General features: G+C 32.9%; 16 protein-coding genes. 10 read left to right on the plus strand and 6 right to left on the minus strand.

Features of this window, described 5'->3' with window-relative positions:
• Positions 1-121 precede the first annotated feature (121 nt).
• The 6 genes from ACFFLS_RS19565 to ACFFLS_RS19590 all read left to right on the plus strand — a co-directional run bounded on the left by ACFFLS_RS19565 (position 122) and on the right by ACFFLS_RS19590 (position 7,732).
• Positions 122-817, plus strand: coding sequence for a hypothetical protein (locus tag ACFFLS_RS19565; RefSeq protein ID WP_379686790.1), 696 nt, complete (start codon positions 122-124; stop codon positions 815-817).
• Between the two features lie 233 nt (positions 818-1,050).
• A complete protein-coding gene (lon, locus tag ACFFLS_RS19570; protein WP_379689603.1) occupies positions 1,051-3,504 on the plus strand; it encodes an endopeptidase La in 2,454 nt (817 codons plus the stop codon).
• A gap of 222 nt (positions 3,505-3,726) precedes the next feature.
• Positions 3,727-4,746, plus strand: a complete 1,020-nt coding sequence (gene porQ / locus ACFFLS_RS19575; protein ID WP_379686792.1) for a type IX secretion system protein PorQ — start codon at positions 3,727-3,729, stop codon at positions 4,744-4,746.
• Positions 4,747-4,751: 5 nt separating this feature from the next.
• Entirely contained in the window at positions 4,752-5,354 is a 603-nt protein-coding gene (locus tag ACFFLS_RS19580) for a murein L,D-transpeptidase catalytic domain-containing protein (RefSeq protein WP_379686793.1), read from the plus strand.
• 240 nt (positions 5,355-5,594) lie between these two features.
• Complete coding sequence (gene cmk, locus ACFFLS_RS19585; protein WP_379686795.1) at positions 5,595-6,287, plus strand: (d)CMP kinase; 693 nt, start codon at positions 5,595-5,597, stop codon at positions 6,285-6,287.
• 68 nt (positions 6,288-6,355) lie between these two features.
• Positions 6,356-7,732 carry a nucleoside permease gene (locus ACFFLS_RS19590; RefSeq protein ID WP_379686797.1) on the plus strand — a complete coding sequence of 459 codons (1,377 nt, stop codon included), beginning with the start codon at positions 6,356-6,358 and terminating at the stop codon, positions 7,730-7,732.
• A gap of 108 nt (positions 7,733-7,840) precedes the next feature.
• On the opposite strand, the gene ACFFLS_RS19595 is transcribed toward ACFFLS_RS19590, so the two are convergent.
• Positions 7,841-8,335, minus strand: a complete 495-nt coding sequence (locus tag ACFFLS_RS19595) for a hypothetical protein (RefSeq protein WP_379686799.1) — start codon at positions 8,333-8,335, stop codon at positions 7,841-7,843.
• 415 nt (positions 8,336-8,750) lie between these two features.
• On the opposite strand from ACFFLS_RS19595, the gene ACFFLS_RS19600 reads away from it, so the two are divergent.
• Both ACFFLS_RS19600 and rpsA read left to right on the plus strand, forming a co-directional pair.
• Entirely contained in the window at positions 8,751-9,629 is an 879-nt protein-coding gene (locus ACFFLS_RS19600) for a hypothetical protein (protein WP_379686800.1), read from the plus strand.
• A gap of 165 nt (positions 9,630-9,794) precedes the next feature.
• Positions 9,795-11,570: a 30S ribosomal protein S1 gene (gene rpsA, locus ACFFLS_RS19605; protein ID WP_379686802.1), complete on the plus strand. Its 1,776-nt coding sequence runs from the start codon at positions 9,795-9,797 to the stop codon at positions 11,568-11,570.
• Positions 11,571-11,737: 167 nt separating this feature from the next.
• Here rpsA and ACFFLS_RS19610 read toward each other — a convergent pair whose 3' ends face one another.
• Genes ACFFLS_RS19610 through ACFFLS_RS19620 form a run of 3 tightly spaced genes read right to left on the minus strand, consistent with a single transcriptional unit; the run spans position 11,738 to position 13,367 of the window.
• Positions 11,738-12,259, minus strand: a complete 522-nt coding sequence (locus ACFFLS_RS19610; RefSeq protein WP_379686803.1) for an ExbD/TolR family protein — start codon at positions 12,257-12,259, stop codon at positions 11,738-11,740.
• A gap of 25 nt (positions 12,260-12,284) precedes the next feature.
• Positions 12,285-12,818 carry an ExbD/TolR family protein gene (locus ACFFLS_RS19615; RefSeq protein WP_379686805.1) on the minus strand — a complete coding sequence of 178 codons (534 nt, stop codon included), beginning with the start codon at positions 12,816-12,818 and terminating at the stop codon, positions 12,285-12,287.
• A 12-nt stretch (positions 12,819-12,830) separates the two neighbouring features.
• Complete coding sequence (locus tag ACFFLS_RS19620; protein WP_379686807.1) at positions 12,831-13,367, minus strand: ExbD/TolR family protein; 537 nt, start codon at positions 13,365-13,367, stop codon at positions 12,831-12,833.
• A 199-nt stretch (positions 13,368-13,566) separates the two neighbouring features.
• Between ACFFLS_RS19620 and ACFFLS_RS19625 the strand changes: the two genes are divergently transcribed.
• Positions 13,567-14,121, plus strand: a complete 555-nt coding sequence (locus ACFFLS_RS19625; protein ID WP_379686809.1) for a fasciclin domain-containing protein — start codon at positions 13,567-13,569, stop codon at positions 14,119-14,121.
• Positions 14,122-14,181: 60 nt separating this feature from the next.
• On the opposite strand, the gene ACFFLS_RS19630 is transcribed toward ACFFLS_RS19625, so the two are convergent.
• The gene (locus ACFFLS_RS19630; protein ID WP_379686810.1) at positions 14,182-14,886 is read right to left on the minus strand and encodes a LytR/AlgR family response regulator transcription factor; all 705 of its coding nucleotides are present in this window, start codon (positions 14,884-14,886) and stop codon (positions 14,182-14,184) included.
• A complete protein-coding gene (locus ACFFLS_RS19635; RefSeq protein ID WP_379686812.1) occupies positions 14,883-15,971 on the minus strand; it encodes a sensor histidine kinase in 1,089 nt (362 codons plus the stop codon). The genes ACFFLS_RS19630 and ACFFLS_RS19635 overlap by 4 nt, the downstream gene beginning before the upstream one ends.
• Before the next feature lie 209 nt (positions 15,972-16,180).
• Here ACFFLS_RS19635 and ACFFLS_RS19640 point away from each other — a divergent pair, with 209 nt between their 5' ends.
• Positions 16,181-18,532 (plus strand): TonB-dependent receptor, encoded by a 2,352-nt coding sequence (locus tag ACFFLS_RS19640; RefSeq protein ID WP_379686814.1) that lies wholly within the window; start codon positions 16,181-16,183, stop codon positions 18,530-18,532.
• Positions 18,533-18,557 lie beyond the last annotated feature (25 nt).

Below are 18,557 nucleotides of genomic sequence, written 5' to 3' on the forward strand. Positions count from 1 at the left end.
AGTTTTAAATAAAAAAAATATTTTTTTTTCGCTTTTACGTAAAGGCGTAAGGAAGAATAAAAGTATCCATATACTTTTGCTGAAATTTACTTACAATTTACCATTAACAAAATTTAAAACTATGAAAAAATTAAAAGGCTTTGCTTTAATGACGCTTTTTGTGTCTACATCATTATTAATCTCATGTTCGAGTGATTCAGGAAGTGATGATCAAGGCAATGAGTCTTCTCAGGGAGATTACTGGCCAGCTGCAGTTGGTAATCAGTGGGTTTTGAACAACGGATCTGATATTTCTATGAAAATAATCGGTACAGAAAAAATTGGTGAGAGCACTTACTATAAATTTGATAAGTTCCTTACACCTTCTAGTAGTGATGTTGCGGGATCAGCTACGTCATGGCTAAAAAAATCTGGCGGAACTTACAATATTAAATTGGATGATATTGTAACAAACAGTGGTGGAATTTCGAGTAAAATAAGCGGTTACGAATTTGTGTTTTTCAAAGATAATTTGAATGTGAATGAAACTTGGACTGGAAATTATACGCAAACTACGACGATAGATTATCCTAACATACCAGCTATTAAAATGAATGTAAAATATACAGGAACAATTTTAGAAAAAGGAGCAACTGCTGTCGTTAAGAATGTTACTTATAAAGATGTAATCAAATTCAAATTTAAACTAGAAACATCTGTAGAAGGACAAGCAGCTGGTTCTTCTGAAGCTGAATACTGGATGGCAAAAGATGTTGGAGTTATTAAATTTGTATTTAACAAAGTAGCAACAGATTTGGTTTCGTATAAATTGAACTAAAATTCTGATATAAGATTTTAAAAGCCGAAATTAAGTTTCGGCTTTTTTTATGCAATTCGGTTTTTGGGGTATTTCCGTTCTGTTGTTTTTGGATTTGGCATAATGATTGTCTATTTTTACGGCCTGCCTTGTATATGAAATGTTTACTACACATTTAAGAAAAAAGAGTCCTACATACAGTGCTTTTACAGACAGCGATAATTTTTTAATGACAAAAAGACTTATATTTTATTATGTCAAACCATAAAATACTCACCATTGACAATCTGTCACTTCAGGAATTTGATTCAGAGGCAGAATTAATTCCATTATTAACTCCCGAGGACGAAGAGGAAATGAACAATGAAGAACTTCCTGTTTCGCTTCCAATTCTGCCTTTACGCAATACTGTTTTATTTCCGGGAGTTGTAATTCCGATTTCTGCGGGAAGAGACAAATCAATTCGGTTGATCAATGACGCAAATGCAGGAAGTAAGATAATTGGAGTTGTTTCTCAAATCAACGAAGAAGACGAAGATCCTTCAAAAGACGATATTCATAAAATTGGAACTGTTGCTCGTATTTTAAGAGTTTTGAAGATGCCTGACGGAAATGTTACCGTTATTCTACAAGGGAAAAAACGTTTTGAGATTGATGAAATCGTTTCAGAAGACCCATATATGACTGCGCAGATCAAAGAGGTTGAAGAATTGCGTCCAGATGAAAATGACAGTGAGTTTACCGCAATTTTAGATTCGGTAAAAGAGCTTGCAATCCAGATTATAAAAGAAAGTCCAAATATTCCTTCTGAAGCAACTTTTGCGATTAAGAACATTGAAAGTCAATCGTTTTTAATCAATTTTGTTTCTTCAAATATGAATTTGACAGTAAAAGAGAAACAAGGTCTTTTATCAATAAATGGTCTTAAAGACAGAGCACTTGAGACTTTGCGTTATATGAATGTTGAGTTGCAGAAATTGGAACTAAAAAATGACATTCAGTCAAAAGTGCGTTTTGATTTAGATCAGCAACAAAGAGAATATTTCCTTCACCAGCAAATGAAAACCATTCAAGAAGAATTGGGAGGCGTTTCGCAAGAAGAAGAAATGGACGAAATGGGGCAGAAAGCCAAAACAAAAAAATGGGACGAAAAAACGCAGAAACATTTCGAAAAGGAATTGTCAAAAATGCGCCGCATGAATCCGCAGTCTCCAGATTTTGGAATACAGAGAAATTATTTAGAGTTGTTTTTAGAATTGCCTTGGGGTGAATTTTCTAAAGATAAATTTGACTTAAAACATGCTCAGAAAATTTTAGATAAAGACCATTTCGGACTTGATGAAGTTAAGAAAAGAATGATTGAGCATTTGGCTGTTTTAAAACTGCGAAATGATATGAAATCGCCGATTATTTGTTTAACAGGGCCTCCAGGAGTTGGAAAAACTTCTATCGGACGTTCTGTTGCAGAAGCTTTAGGACGTGAATATGTTCGTATTTCTCTTGGCGGTCTGCGTGATGAAGCTGAAATTCGTGGACACAGAAAAACTTATATTGGCGCAATGCCTGGAAGGATTATTCAAAGTCTTAAAAAAGCAGGTACATCAAATCCTGTTTTTATTCTAGACGAGATCGATAAGCTTTCAAGCGGTAACAGTGGTGATCCTTCATCAGCTTTATTAGAAGTTTTGGATCCGGAACAGAACAATGCTTTTTATGATAATTTCCTTGAAATGGGGTACGATTTATCTAAAGTGATGTTTATCGCGACTTCTAACAATATGGGAGCGATTCAGCCGGCTTTAAGAGACCGAATGGAAGTAATCAAAATGTCGGGCTATACTATTGAAGAAAAGGTAGAAATTGCTAAAAGGCATTTATTTCCGAAACAGCTTGAAGCGCACGGGTTAACTTCTAAAGATTTAACAATTGGCAAAAAACAATTAGAAAAAATTGTAGAAGGTTACACGCGCGAATCTGGTGTACGTAATCTAGAAACAAAAATTGCACAGGTAATCAGAAATGCAGCAAAATCAGTTGCAATGGAAGAGGAGTACAATAAAAAAGTTACTGATGAAGATATTGTTGCCATTTTAGGAGTTCCAAGATTAGAAAGAGATAAATACGAAAATAATGATATTGCAGGAGTAGTGACTGGTCTTGCATGGACAAGTGTAGGAGGCGATATCTTATTTATAGAATCATTGATTTCTGAAGGAAAAGGATCTTTGAGCATTACCGGAAACCTTGGAACTGTAATGAAAGAATCTGCTACAATTGCTTTAGAATATATAAAAGCTAATGCCAAGAAATTAGGATTAAGTTCTGAGATTTTTCAAAAGTACAACATCCATTTGCACGTTCCAGAAGGCGCAACTCCAAAAGACGGCCCAAGTGCAGGTATTGCAATGCTGACTTCTTTGGTGTCTCTTTTAACACAGAAAAAAATAAAGAAAAGCGTTGCTATGACTGGCGAAATTACTCTAAGAGGAAAAGTCTTGCCAGTTGGCGGTATTAAAGAAAAAATCTTAGCAGCAAAACGAGCTAATATTAAAGAAATCATTTTATGTCATGAAAATAAAAGTGATATTGATGAGATCAAAGCAGAATATCTAGAAGGCCTTACCTTTTATTATGTAAAAGAAATGAGCGAAGTATTGGCTTTAGCGATAACCGATCAGCCAGTCAAAAATGCTAAGACTATTAAATAAATAATTGAAAGAGATAAATTTTCAAAATCCAAATTCCAATTTTAAACTTGGGATTTGGATTTTTTTTATGAATCCTATTTTTTTGGAATTTAAAATTTAGTTATTTATCTGATTTTTGTGTTATCATTGTTGAAAAACAGTTAGTTATAAAATTTATTTTATAAGTTATATAATTTTATATTTGTATTTGCGTTATTCCCATATAGGAACGCCAAAAAAAGAATGTTAAAACACTATGTTTTGTTTTTTATGCTACTAGTTTGTTCGATTTCATTCGGGCAGATTGGAGGGCGTTCAACCTATCAATTTTTGAATTTGACCACTTCGCCAAGACAGGCAGCGTTAGGAGGAGATATTATTACAATTTATGATGAAGATGTTAATCAGGCCATGTCTAATCCTGCACTTATAAACGCAGATATGGATAATCATTTGGCAATTAATTACGGCAGTTATTATGGAGAAGCTTCTTACGGAACTGCTTCGTATGCATATACTTATGATCGTCATCTGCAAACATTTTATGCGGGAGTGAGTTATGTAAATTATGGCTCGTTTGAAGGTTATGATGAAAACGGACAAGCTACTTCTAACTTTACAGGAAGCGAAGGAGCACTAACGGTTGGATACGCTTACAATATTCCGTACACTGATTTTTATATTGGATCCAACGCAAAGCTAATAACTTCAACTTTAGAAAGTTATAATTCTATTGGAGGCGCTATAGATTTAGGTTTTTTGTATTTGAATGAAAGAAACGATTTGAATTTGGCGTTGGTAATTCGAAACATTGGAACGCAGTTCACTACTTATTCTGGAATTAAAGAAAATTTACCTTTTGAAATTGTTGCTGGCGTTTCACAAGAGTTGGAGCATGTACCCATTCGCTGGCATCTTTCGTTAGAAAACCTGCAGCAGTGGAATATCTCTTTTTCGAACCCTGTACGTGGTGAAACCAACATTGACGGATCAAAAAGCAACGAAAAAGTCTCATTTGTAAATAATGCTCTTAGGCATGTGGTTTTTGGGGTAGAGCTTTTTCCTAAAAAAGCATTTAATTTTCGTTTAGGATATAATTTTAGAAGAGGGGAAGAATTAAGAGTTGAGGAACAACGCAATTTTTCAGGAATCTCATTAGGGTTTGGTTTAAAAATGAATAAGTTGAAATTTAACTATTCATATTCTAGATATACATTGGCAGCTAATACAAGTCTTTTTGGTCTAATTTTAAATTTTCAGTAACTTATATGAAAATAATCAGTTTATTTCTGTTTATGACTGCGGGTTTTTTTACGGGTTCAAACCTCTATTTTAATGAAGATGATGCACTTTCAACCATTGAGATTGAAAGGATAAACACCAGAATAGTCGATATTAAAAATATGATTAGTTCTGATTCTAAATACAATTCAAAAATTGTTTTTTTAGTCGATATGAAGGTTCCTTCTGGAAAAAACAGATTTTTTATTTATGATTTAGAAAAAAATGAAGTTATAGACCAAGGACTTGTCGCACACGGTTCTGGTTCGGAGACAGGAGTAAAAGGCGTTTTGAAATTTAGTAATACTTTAAATTCAAACTGCACAGCCCTTGGCAGATACGCAATCGGTAAAAACTACAAAGGTATTTTTGGAAAAGCTTATCGGCTTGCTGGTTTAGAAGAAACAAACAACAATGCTGTAAAACGTGCAATAGTGTTGCATCATTATTCGGCAGTTCCTTATGCTGAACAGGATTATTACATAAGCAACAGTCATGGCTGTCCGATGGTAAATGAGCAGTTTTTCAAAAGAATAGAAAAGATAATTGATAGTTCTAAGTCGAATATTATTATGGATATTTACTATTAATAAAGTCAAATAAAAAAAATACTAAATGCTATTGTCATTGACGGATTTTGTCAATTGGGAGTAGCATTTTTTTTGGATTGTTTTTTAAAGATTGTTTTTCATTTTTATGAATCTTTAATCACACTATCATTATATTTGCGGAAGATTTAAAAGCGTAATTTTGAAGCTGTATTTTAGAAATATCGGCCTCACTTGCTTTGTCTCTCTTTAATTAGAATTAAGAATTTTAAAACTTAAAAATTGAAAAAAATTACAATTGCTATCGACGGATTTTCATCAACAGGAAAAAGTACTCTGGCAAAACAACTGGCAAAACAATTGGAGTATGTATATGTAGATACAGGAGCGATGTATCGTGCCGTTGCTTATTTTGCGATGCAAAATCAATATATCGGAGCTGATTTCTTTGATAAAAAAGCATTGATTGAAGCTTTGCCTAAAATTCAGTTAGAGTTTAAGTTTAATGCTGACTTAGGTTTTGCAGAAATGTATCTGAATGGTGAAAATGTTGAAAAACCAATTAGAACGATTGAGGTTTCAAGTTTTGTGAGCAAGGTTGCCGAAGTTTCTGAAGTGCGTTCAAAACTGGTAGAACAACAGCAAGAAATGGGGACAAACAAAGCAATTGTAATGGACGGAAGAGATATCGGAACTGTGGTTTTTCCGGATGCTGAATTGAAAATTTTTATGACTGCAACTGCAGAAACCCGAGCACAAAGACGTTTTGATGAATTGCAACAAAAAGGTGATAATGTAACTTACGAAGAAGTTTTGAAAAATGTACAAGAAAGAGATTATCTGGATACCCATCGTGAAGATTCTCCGCTTGTAATAGCCAAGGATGCAATTGAGATAGATAATTCTTATTTAAGCAAAGAAGAACAGTTTCAGGTTGTTTTGGAATTGGTAGAAGATATTGTTAAAACAGCGTAATTTTTTGCAGATAATATTTTTAATGTTAGATTTACCGCTTCATTTTTATTAAAAGACAAATTCATTTTATGGGAATTAAAAACAGATTGATCTTAATGAGCTTTCTTCAATTTTTTGTTTGGGGAGCATGGCTTATCACAATAGGAAATTATTGGTTTGGGACAAAGAATTGGGAAGGTACTCAGTTTGGACTTGTTTTTGGAACCATGGGAATTGCTTCTCTTTTCATGCCTACGCTTACGGGTATTGTCGCTGACAGATGGATCAATGCTGAAAAATTATATGGTTTTCTTCATATTTTATATGCATTAGTTTTGTTTGGAATCACACAAGTCACAACTCCGGATACTTTTATTGTTGTGATGCTTTTGGCAATGTGTTGCTACATGCCAACAATTGCATTGAGTAATTCGATTTCTTATACTGCACTCAAATTAAATAATAAAGATGTTGTAAAAGATTTTCCACCGATTCGTGTGTGGGGAACAATTGGTTTTATTGCGGCGATGTGGATTACCAATTTGTCAGGAAGCAAAGCAACTGAATATCAGTTTTATATTGCCGGAATCGGTGCTTTGGTATTAGGGATTTATGCTTTTTCGCTTCCTAAATGCGAACCACAGCGCTTGATCAAGGAAAATGCATCATGGATAGAAGCTCTTGGTTTGGAGTCTTTTAAGTTGTTTGGAAATTACAAAATGGCTTTGTTTTTCGTTTTTTCAATGTTTTTAGGAGGAGCGCTTCAATTGACAAATGCTTATGGTGATGTGTTTTTGGATGAATTCAAACATTTTCCTAAATATGCAGATTCATTTGTAATCAAATATTCTACGATTATTATGTCTATTTCTCAGGTTTCTGAGACTCTGTTTATTTTAGCGATTCCATTTTTTCTTAAACGTTTTGGTATCAAACAAGTAATGCTTATCAGTATGCTGGCTTGGGTACTGCGTTTTGGATTGTTTGCTTTTGGAGATCCAGTTGGCGGTTTGTGGATGATTATTTTATCTTGTATTGTTTACGGAATGGCGTTTGATTTCTTTAATATTTCTGGGTCATTATTTGTTGAAAGCAATACAGACTCTAAAATACGTTCTTCTGCACAAGGTTTGTTTATGATGATGACTAATGGAGTAGGAGCAGTTCTAGGAAGTCTTACATCGGGCTGGGCAATTGACCGTTTCTTTACAAAATCTTTTAGTACTTCTAGCGAATTAGCAGGATTCTTGCAGACCGATTCGTCTAATGGCAAAATGCTGGAATTTGTAAAAAGTCAAGGAAATTCGATTGCTGCTGATGGTGCTTTTTCAAATCCTGTTTTAATGAAAGATTGGCATACCATATGGCTGTCTTTTGCAGTATATGCTTTGGTTATTGCGATTGCTTTTGCGTTTTTATTCAAGCACAAACACAATCCGCAGGAAATTGAAAAGTTGAGTCATTAAATTATTTAACGTGTAATTTTTGTCTAGTTTTTAAGCTTTGACAAAGATGTTGCTATAGTAAACCCGACAGTTTTGAACATGTCGGGTTTGTTTTAATGACATCTTTTTTTAAATCTTGTTTCTGAACTTTATATATACTAATAGAGAAATAATATAGACAAAAAAGAAAATTTTCATTTTGTTGTTGTTCTCAATTTCTTCCGAAATGTTTATTTTCTTTTGATCTTCATAAGCAAACTTTGAAATGACATTGTCTAGATACCATATATGCAGTGAATCTTGGTGTTTTGCCATGTATTCGTATATTTCTTGCTCGTATGATTGGTGATTTAAGATAACTCCTTTTATGTCCTGATTGTTTAAACTTCCATTTTTGAAGTAAAAAGTAGTTGATGATGAAGATGATGAGTTAGTTCCGCTTCTGGTAGAGGATGTTTTTGTAGAATCAATTTTTACTTTAATTTTTTTGAACTCTTTTTCGTGTTTAATAATTTGATAATTATCTTTAAACTCAAATATAAAAAGCAATATCATAAAAGTTGAAAATCCCAATATTGATATGAATACTATTGATAGGAATGAATTTGTGTTCTCTTGTTTCATATTTGAAAAATCTGTTGAATGTAAATGAAAAATTTTCTCCACAAAGGAATAAAAATTTTTAAGAATATAGTTTCGCATAGTAAACCTGAAATTTCTTTAGAACCATCAGGTTTTATTTGATGTAATCTTTTGAAAATTAAACAATCTTAGCTAGCCCCGATAGAGCCAGATATCCTTTTTTGCCGGGGTTCGGCATAAAAGATATGGGCGAAAGCGGGACCTCACGTTCTTAAAAGCCTGATAGAGCTGCTTCTCGTCAATTAAGAACCTTTCAATTTTGTAAGTTCATATTTTAATGTTAATCTTGTAGTTATTTTGGTAAGAAAGTTTTTAATAAGTTTTAGGTGTTCCAAAAACCGGATTATTGCTTTCAAGCCATATTTAGGTTAAGAAATAATTCAAATCATTATAATTTATGGACAAATTTTACAAACCATCAGGCAAATTTTCGCCAACTTTTATTTTATGTTTTTTGCTAGCCAGTTTTATAGCATTTCCTGTACTAGGATTAATTTATGCTTACTGTATTTGGTATATTCCTTTTGTATATATAAACTTTTTCATCACGATAGGTTTTGGCTTTCTTGTCGGATTTGTACTGTCTTGGCTTGTAATAAAAAAAGGTAAAGTGAGAAATCCGTTTTTAGGATTTATCATCGGGTTGGTAGGAGCGCTTGTTGCCTTATATCTTCATTGGGCAATCTGGATTGATTTGGTGATTAATGCAGGAGAAAGTTATGGGGATCAAAAGCTCGGATTTACAGTAAGTAATATTGAGTTTCTACAGGTTTTTTCATTAATCTTAAGGCCTGATTTAGTTTTTGATTATATTGGTCAGGTCAATCAATATGGTACATGGGGGATACGCAGTGCGACAATCTCTGGAACTTTCCTATGGGTTATTTGGGCTATTGAATTTCTTATTGTTGTTGGTATCTCGTGTTTCCTTCCGTATTTAGAAGCTAAAAAGCCTTTTTCAGAATCTACTAATTCTTGGTATGAAGAAGTTGTATTACCGGCTTTTAGTTACATAGAAAACAGAAATCAGATACTTGCTGCTCTTTTAGCCAATAATAATGAAGGTTTTGATGGATTGAGTAGTGGTGTTGATAAGAAAGAGGAGAGCCACAGTGTGTTTACGCTTTATAAGTCTAAATCCGGAAAAAACTACTTATCTGTAGAAAATAAAACATCTGTCGTAGACGATAAAGGCAATATTTCATTTGATAGTGATCAAATTGTAGAGTATATTTTGATTAATAATGATTTATCAAAATTATTATCAGAAAAATAATAAATGGGGCAACTATTTGTAATTACAAATATTTGTAGTAATTTTGCAAACCTTTTGGCGGAGAAGAGTTTCCATTAGGAATCAACTATTTATGTAAAACAACTTCTGTATTTTCTATCGCATAGAGAAACTCGAGAAAAGCAGAATACAAATTTTTTTATCAGCATGTCTGAACAAACAAAATCACAAGAAGAGTTTTTAGCAAATTTTAACTGGCATAACTTCCAAGAAGGAATCGATGCAGTAGATGAGAAAAACTTGCAAGAGTTTGAAGAACTAGTATCAAAAACTTTCATCGCTACAGATCAAGAAGAAGTAGTTGAAGGAGTTGTTGTTAGAATTACAGATAGAGACGTTATCGTTGATATCAATGCTAAATCTGAAGGTGTTATTTCTTTAAACGAATTTCGTTACAACCCAAATTTAAAAGTAGGTGACAAAGTAGAAGTATTAATCGACATCCGTGAGGACAAAACAGGTCAATTAGTATTATCTCACAGAAAAGCACGTACTATCAAATCTTGGGATAGAGTTATTGCGGCTAATGAAACTGGAGAAATCGTTAACGGTTTTGTTAAATGCAGAACTAAAGGAGGTATGATCGTTGACGTATTCGGTATCGAGGCGTTCTTACCAGGATCTCAAATTGACGTTAAGCCAATTAGAGACTACGATGTATATGTAAACAAAATGATGGAATTCAAAGTGGTAAAAATCAACCACGAATTCAAAAACGTTGTTGTATCTCATAAAGCGCTTATCGAGGCTGATATTGAAGTACAGAAAAAAGAAATCATCGGTCAATTACAAAAAGGACAAGTATTAGAAGGTGTTGTTAAAAACATTACTTCTTATGGTGTGTTCATTGACTTAGGTGGTGTTGACGGATTAATTCACATTACTGACCTTTCTTGGAGCAGAATCAATCACCCAAGTGAAGTTCTTGAATTAGACCAAAAATTAAACGTTGTAATCCTTGATTTCGATGATGAGAAAACAAGAATTCAATTAGGATTGAAACAATTAAACGCTCACCCATGGGATGCTTTAGATGCTAACTTAGCTGTTGGAGATAAAGTAAAAGGTAAAGTAGTTGTAATCGCTGATTACGGTGCATTTATCGAAGTTGCTGAAGGTGTTGAAGGTTTAATCCACGTTTCTGAAATGTCATGGTCAACTCACTTACGTTCTGCTCAGGACTTCGTGAAAGTTGGAGATGTTGTTGAGGCAGTTATCTTAACTCTTGACAGAGATGATCGTAAGATGTCATTAGGTATCAAACAATTAACTCAAGATCCATGGACTGACATTACTTCTAAATACCCAGTAGGTTCTAAACATACAGGTATCGTTAGAAACTTTACAAACTTTGGTATTTTCGTAGAATTAGAAGAAGGAATTGATGGATTAATCTACATTTCTGACCTTTCTTGGACTAAGAAAATTAAACACCCATCTGAGTTTGTAAACGTTGGTGAAAAACTTGATGTAGTGGTATTAGAATTAGATGTTGAAGGACGTAAATTATCTTTAGGTCACAAACAAACTACTGCTAATCCTTGGGATCAATACGAAGATTCTTTCGCTGTAGGAACTATCCACAATGGTGAGATTTCTGAAATCGTTGACAAAGGAGCTACTGTAGAATTCGGAGATGATATCGTTGCTTTCATTCCTACTCGTCACCTTGAAAAAGAAGACGGAAAGAAATTGAAAAAAGGTGATACAGCTGATTTCAAAGTAATCGAGTTCAACAAAGAATTCAAAAGAGTAGTTGCTTCTCACACTGCTATCTTTAGAGAAGAAGAAGAGAAGAACGTAAAAGCTGCTACTGAAAATACTTCATCTGCATCTACTAACGCACCAGCTGCGACTTTAGGTGACAACAATGATGTATTAGCTGCTCTTAAAGCTAAAATGGAAAAAACTGAGAAAAAATAATTCTTAGCTTTTTTGTAAATAGAAAGTCCCACAGAAATGTGGGACTTTTTTTGTTTTTTTATGTTTGCCACAAAGGCACGAAGGCACAAAGTTTTTTTTTCCCTTGGACTTTTAAAATTGTTTCTTTAAAAACAAGAACCTTGTCTAAATGATAATTTTTTTTTGAATTAATTTGAAGTTACCAACTTAGATTCTTCTGGTGTAAATTCTGGAAGAATTGTATAAGAATTGATGTTGGCAATTTTCAATTCGTCTAGAATATCTACTAGATTTCCGTAATTGGATTTCTTTGTAGGTTTTATAATAACAGAAATACTCCTTCCTGGTTTGCCTAGTTGTGCAGCATATTTTAATGTAGCATTGTTATAAGCTGCTATTCTTTTACGAATACCATCTTTTCCATATTTAGTTATTTGCGGTTCTATTTTTGGAGCTTCCAAAAGTCCAGCATAATAGATTAATTTGTCATCTGATCCTAATATAATTGTAAATGTTCTGTTTTCTCCATAATGAGGAACTGGACAGTCGCAACATTCGCTGCCTCCATTTAAATCTAAAATTTTAGGCTTTGATAATTCTCCAACAACCATAAAAAATATAATCAATAAAAAAGAAACGCTGACCATTGCAGTTAAATCGACTCTTGAATTTAGTTTTCTGCTTCTGACTTTTTGAGGAAGGTTTTTCATGACTTTAGGTTTAAGCTAATCTGAGTTATCTAGAAGCTAATAATTTTGCTTCTTCTGGAGTAAAATCGTTTACAATTGAATAAGTGTCGATTTTGGCAATTGCCATTTCATCTAAAATATCTACCAGGTTTTTAAAATTAGATTTTTTACTTGGTTTTATGATTACGATAGCTCCTCGGTTTGGTCTTCCTGTTGAAGCAGAATATTCAAGTATTGCTTTTTGCTTTTCTTTTAATTCTTTACGAATTCCATTTTTTCCATATTCCATTTTTTTAAGAGTAAATTGTGGGTAATCAAATAGTCCCCAATACATTATTATTTTATCATTTTCATCAAGCATAACTGTAATTACGCGTTCTTCAACTCCCTTACTGCAACCATAGGATCTTCCACAACCCCAATCGTTATCGGGTAAGGCGATATCCATTATTTTTGGTTTCGACAATTCCCCAACAACCATAAAAAATATAATTAGCAAAAAAGAAACGCTTACCATTGCGGTTAAATCGACTCTTGAATTTAGTTTTCTGCTTCTGACTTTTTGAGGAAGGTTTTTCATATAATCTATATTTTAATTGGACGCTAATAGTTTTTCTTCTTCAATACTAAAATCATTCACAATAGCATACGTATCAATTCCTGCTATTGCCATTTCGTCTAAAATGTCAACAAGATTTTTAAAATTGCTTTTTTTGCTTGGCTTAATAATAACAATTGCTCCTGATTTTGGTCTTCCTATTGCAGCACTATATTCTCGAATAGATTTATTCTTTTGAAATAACTCTTTACGAATACCATCTTTGCCATAATCTATCTTTTTTGGATTTTCTATTAGAGTGTACAAATTTCCAAAATAGGTAATAATTTTATCTTTGTCGTCTAGCAATACAGTTATAGTACGATTCGCTCCAGTGGGATAGCAGTGTAAAACACAATCGAATTCTTCTGAGGAAGGAGTAGGGAGACTTAAATCCATTACTTTCGGTTTTCGCAATTCGGCTGCGACCATAAAAAATATAATCAAGAGAAAAGAAACACTTACCATAGCCGTTAAATCAACTATCGAATTTAGTTTTCTGCTTCTGATTTTTTTGGGAAGGTTTTGCATGGCTAATGAATTTTTACTAAAGATAATGATAAAGTTTTTACGATAATTAATTTAATTGTAGAAAATATTGTAAATATTTTATATTTCTAAAGTCTTGATTTTACAGGGATTTTGGTAATTAATAACCAAAATAAAATAATAATGAAAACCAAAGTGAGATTTTAGGCGTAAATGAGCTTATAACTTAAAAACAATTATTATGAAAACTAGAAAATTTTTAACAACAACTATTTTAGCTTTAGCATTCGGATTTACATCATTCGCTCAAAAAACTGTAATGGTAGGAGGTGCGGCAATGTATCCAAACAAAAATATTATAGAAAACGCCGTAAACTCCAAAGATCATACAACTTTGGTTGCTGCAGTAAAAGCGGCTGATTTAGTAGAAACCTTAAAAGGCAAAGGACCATTTACCGTTTTTGCACCAACAAATGCAGCTTTTGATAAACTTCCAAAAGGAACTGTTGAATCATTATTAAAACCTGAAAACAAAAAGAAACTACAAACTATCTTAACCTATCATGTTGTTGCTGGAAAATGGAGTGCTGCGGATATTGCAAAGGCGATTAAAGACGGTAAAGGAAAAGCTTCTATTAAAACAGTAAGCGGCGGTACTTTGACAGCTTGGATGAAAGGAAAAGATTTATATATTAGTGATGAGAATGGTAATAAATCTAAAGTTACCATTGCAGATGTGAATCAGTCAAATGGAGTTATTCATGTGGTAGACGCTGTTCTGCTTCCAAAAAGTTAAATATAATAAACTAGAATGTCCTTATTATAAGACCTGCGTCGTAAACGCAGGTCTTTTTTGTTAATTGCTTTTAAGCATTTTAAAAACATACTCTTTGTAACTCGCTCCAATCGGAATTTCAATAGTACCGATTTCGACATCATAAGCTGTAAAGGCTGTAATGTTTTTTAAATTGATGATGAAGGAACGATGAATTCTGAGAAAATTTTTACTCTGAAGTTCTATTTCGATATCACTGATTTTATATTTAGCATTTAGCTTTATTCCGTCTTTTTGGTGAACGATAATATAATCTTTTACGCTTTCGATATACAAAATTGAATCAACACTTATTTTATTGAACTTTGGTCCGTTTTTAATATAAATGAAATCTTCTTGAGACGGTGTAATGATTTTATTATTTACCGGAGCATTGATTCTTAAATAACGATCGGTGGCTTTAAAAAAGCGATCGAAAGTTATGGGTTTCAAAAGATAATCAACTATATCCAAATCGTAGCTTTCTAAGGCATATTCGCGGTAAGCTGTTGTAAATATAACTGCTGGTGGATTTCTCAATGTTTTTAAAAAATCGATTCCAGTTATCTGTGGCATCTTAATATCCAAAAACATTAAATCTACGGAAGTTGTTCTCAAAAGTTCGGCTGCTTTCAATGCATTTGAACAAGTGCCTACAATTTCCAAATAATCTAATTTGCTGATATGATTCTGCATTAAACTGATTGCCAATGGCTCATCATCAACTAATAAACATTTTATTTTCATGATGCTAAATTATTTGCTGTCAGATTTATTTTGAGCTGTGCAGTAAAATCTGCATCAGTTTTGGTTACGTTAAAAGTATAATTTCCAGGATAGATTTTATCCAATTGTTGCGTAATATTATTCAAGCCAATTTTACCGCTTTCTACTTCAGATTCAATATTATTAATTGAATTTCGAATCGTAAACTCAAAATTGTTATTCAATAATTTTAAATCAATTTCTATTCTTGGGGAACTTCCAACATCTTCTCCAGCTCCGTGTTTAAAGGCATTTTCGACTAATGAAAGTAATATTAAAGGGGCAATTGATCTGTTTTGATCTGTGTGGTGATTAAAAGTCACGCTCAAACGTTCGTCGTAACGCAGTTTTTCAAGTGAAATATAATTGTCAATTAATGTGATTTCTTGCGATATTGGCACATAAGTACTGCTGCATCGGTACAAAATGCAATCTAAAATTTCAGACAAAACGGCAATTGATTGTGAAGTTATAGGAGAATTTATAATTGAAAGAGAATAAATATTGTTTAGCGTATTAAATAGAAAATGAGGATTTAACTGTGCTTTTAAAATCTTTAATTCCGTTTCGGCTTTTTGTTTTTCAAGCAATAAAGATCTTTTCTGAATAATGTATTGGTCTTTAATTAATTTTATGAAAACAAAGAAGAGTGATAAAGAGAAGATATGCAGCAAATAGGCTCCAATTAAAGTGGGTATATCGGTCAGGATTTCTGAGATAGGTTCTTGATTAAAATCCCCTTTTCGTACAAATGTTTCCAAGTAGTAAATCATTACGATTCGCGCAATTACTGAAATGAGGTAACTGCCAATAATAAGTTCTGCCCAGACCCATGAATGATTTTGAGGCGTCATTAAGCGCGGCAGAATCCTGTACGATAAAAAGTACGCAGCTGTTATGGAAAACACTTCATAATAAAGTGTATATAAAACATCTACTCGCAGTTCATGAGGATCTGATGAAGTGTTTGTAGTAAAAAACATAATGAAAATGGCCGTCCAAAATATGACGTGAGCCGTAATACGGTATGCCGAAGCAAAGCTGATGAGTTTTTCAAATGGTGACATGTTTCAAAGTTACAGTTTATTTGTATAGAGAAAACCAGTTGTCGACAAACAGAGAAAAAATAAACACGAACAAGTAAAAAATAAAGCTGAAATTGATTAATAGCTTTTTTGTCCTTGTTTGCCGCTATTTGTATTCCTTATGTCATGTGCGAAAATTTTGAGTGGAATTAAAATAGAGTTTTGTATCAAATTCTTAACTCCATAACAAAATGAAACAGTTTGCACTATTACTCGTTATTTTAGTTTTTAAATTTACCGCTTTCTCACAATCGGTAGAATTTATTATAAAAGGAAATGTTGTTGATTCTAAAACAAAACAACCTATTCCGTTTGCGTCTATAATTTTAATGTCAGGTTCTCAAAAAATTAAAGAAACGACAACAGACGAAAATGGAAATTATATTCTTAAAAATGCTTCTGGAAATTTCCAGCTAAAAGCAGTTTTTGTTTCTTACTTGACTTTTACATCAGAAAACATTAATCTGAATCAGAATCTGACACGAAATATTTCTTTAGAAGAAAGTATCAATGAATTGAAAGAAGTAAATGTTGTCAGTGAAAAATCGGCGGTTGAATTAAAACTGGATAAAAAAGTATTTAATGTCGGAAAAGATATTTTATCTCGCGGAGGTTCTGCAAATGATATTTTGAACAATGTTCCTTCTGTAAATGTTGATGTTGCCGGAGTTGTAAGCCTTAGAGGAAACAACAGTGTGACTATTTTAATTAACGGAAAACCTTCTATGTTAACGGCCAACAATGGCTTGTCACAAATTCCTGCTGCTAATATTGAAAAGGTTGAAGTAATTACCAATCCATCTTCGGCTTACGAGGCGCAGGGTGGAGGCGGCATCATCAATATTATTCTGAAAAAGAACAGCGCAAAGGGATTTAATGGATCATTTCAGGCAGGAGCAGGGCATCCTTCAAATTATAACGTCAATGCCAATATCAGTTATAAGACAGAAAAAATAAATCTTTTTGGAAATGTCGGATATCGTGAAATAGATATTTATGGTTCTAATAAATTATGGCAGCAAAACATAAACAATGGCGTGACAACAATTCTGAATCAGTTTAATGACAGTAAGAGAAGCAGTAAAACAACCAGTATTTATGTAGGAGGTGATTATTATATTAATGACAAAAATACGCTTACCGCGAGTTATTATCGAGATCATAATAAAAGCAAAGATTTCACAAGTTACACCTATAACTATTCAAATGCTGCCAATACAACGGACAGTATTATCTCTAGATTTGAAAGGTATGAAGAACCTCAGATTTACAATGCTTTTGAAGCAAATTATGTAAAAACATTTAATAAGAAAGACAAAAAATGGACTTCTAGCGTGCAGTATGTTTTTTGGAATGATGATGAAAACCAATACATTGACCAGCAACGAATATTTCCTGATCAATCGCCAGTTTCCAATTTATATACGAATGATATTGAGAGAAGTAACGATATTTTTATAAAATCAGATTTTGTAAATCCGCTTAGCGAAAATTATAAAATCGAAATGGGAGTAAGAAGTGATTTACGCGCCATTAGAAGTGACTATTACACAATTTTAGATAATGTACAGCAAGACCAGTTTACGAATAAATTGAAATACGGTGAAAATTTATACAGCGCTTACTTTCAGTTTTCAGGCCGATTTAAAAAGTTCAATTATTTGTTAGGATTGCGTTCAGAGCTTTCAGACATAAAAATTTCGGATACTAAAAATACATTCAATAATTCAAAAAATTATATTAATTTATTTCCGACCGCCCATTTCGTTTACAACCTAACGAAGAAAACAGACTTGCAATTAAGTTATAGCAAGCGTATCAATCGTCCGAGATTTTGGCAACTGAATCCGTTTTCTGGACTTTCAGACTTGAGAAACCTGACTATCGGAAATCCAGATTTGGATCCCATGTTTACAGATTCATTTGAATTAACAGTTTTGGCAAAGCCAGGAAAACTGAGCATCAATCCATCCATTTATTACCAACATACAACTAACTTTTTTGAATATATCGTAGAACGCACAGATGAGAATTATTTCATCAACACACCTGTAAATCTGGGTACAGAAAAACGTTATGGAGCAGAAGTTGCTACAGTTTATAATCCTTTTAATTGGTTGAGATTGTCTTTAGATTTTAATTATTACAGCTTTAAGCAGCAAGGAAACTATAAGAATATAGTTTACAATGCACAAGATCAGACTTGGTTTTCAAGTTTTAGATCTGTGGTCAAATTCCCTAAAATTATTTCTGGAGATTTTAGTTTTAGATATCGAGGCAAAAATCAAGGAGTTCAAACCCTTACAGAATCTCAATATAGTGCAAACGCAGGTGTGAGCAAAGATTTTTTTGGAGACAAAATGTCATTGACCCTGAATGTAAATAACCTTTTCGATTCTCAGATTAGAAAAAGAGAAACTTCGACAGAATTCTATAAACTCAAATCTGAATATAAATCGCAAGGCCGTTATATAAACCTTACAGTAGTCTATCGTTTCAACAGAAATAAATCAGAATCCGATCGTTTGCCAGAATCCAATTAATTGATTTTAAATTTTTTGTAAAATT

It is taken from the genome of Flavobacterium procerum (genome assembly GCF_042431625.1).
GTDB classification, from domain to species: domain Bacteria; phylum Bacteroidota; class Bacteroidia; order Flavobacteriales; family Flavobacteriaceae; genus Flavobacterium; species Flavobacterium procerum.

Bases quoted from the DNA above. Each gene is read 5' to 3' on its own strand.
- ACFFLS_RS19565 (WP_379686790.1), top strand. From the start codon at position 122: ATGAAAAAATTAAAAGGCTTTGCTTTAATGACGCTTTTTGTGTCTACA.
- lon (WP_379689603.1), top strand. From the start codon at position 1,051: ATGTCAAACCATAAAATACTCACCATTGACAATCTGTCACTTCAGGAA.
- porQ (WP_379686792.1), top strand. From the start codon at position 3,727: ATGTTAAAACACTATGTTTTGTTTTTTATGCTACTAGTTTGTTCGATT.
- ACFFLS_RS19580 (WP_379686793.1), top strand. From the start codon at position 4,752: ATGAAAATAATCAGTTTATTTCTGTTTATGACTGCGGGTTTTTTTACG.
- ACFFLS_RS19590 (WP_379686797.1), top strand. From the start codon at position 6,356: ATGGGAATTAAAAACAGATTGATCTTAATGAGCTTTCTTCAATTTTTT.
- ACFFLS_RS19595 (WP_379686799.1), bottom strand. From the start codon at position 8,335: ATGAAACAAGAGAACACAAATTCATTCCTATCAATAGTATTCATATCA.
- ACFFLS_RS19600 (WP_379686800.1), top strand. From the start codon at position 8,751: ATGGACAAATTTTACAAACCATCAGGCAAATTTTCGCCAACTTTTATT.
- rpsA (WP_379686802.1), top strand. From the start codon at position 9,795: ATGTCTGAACAAACAAAATCACAAGAAGAGTTTTTAGCAAATTTTAAC.
- ACFFLS_RS19610 (WP_379686803.1), bottom strand. From the start codon at position 12,259: ATGAAAAACCTTCCTCAAAAAGTCAGAAGCAGAAAACTAAATTCAAGA.
- ACFFLS_RS19615 (WP_379686805.1), bottom strand. From the start codon at position 12,818: ATGAAAAACCTTCCTCAAAAAGTCAGAAGCAGAAAACTAAATTCAAGA.
- ACFFLS_RS19620 (WP_379686807.1), bottom strand. From the start codon at position 13,367: ATGCAAAACCTTCCCAAAAAAATCAGAAGCAGAAAACTAAATTCGATA.
- ACFFLS_RS19625 (WP_379686809.1), top strand. From the start codon at position 13,567: ATGAAAACTAGAAAATTTTTAACAACAACTATTTTAGCTTTAGCATTC.
- ACFFLS_RS19630 (WP_379686810.1), bottom strand. From the start codon at position 14,886: ATGAAAATAAAATGTTTATTAGTTGATGATGAGCCATTGGCAATCAGT.
- ACFFLS_RS19635 (WP_379686812.1), bottom strand. From the start codon at position 15,971: ATGTCACCATTTGAAAAACTCATCAGCTTTGCTTCGGCATACCGTATT.
- ACFFLS_RS19640 (WP_379686814.1), top strand. From the start codon at position 16,181: ATGAAACAGTTTGCACTATTACTCGTTATTTTAGTTTTTAAATTTACC.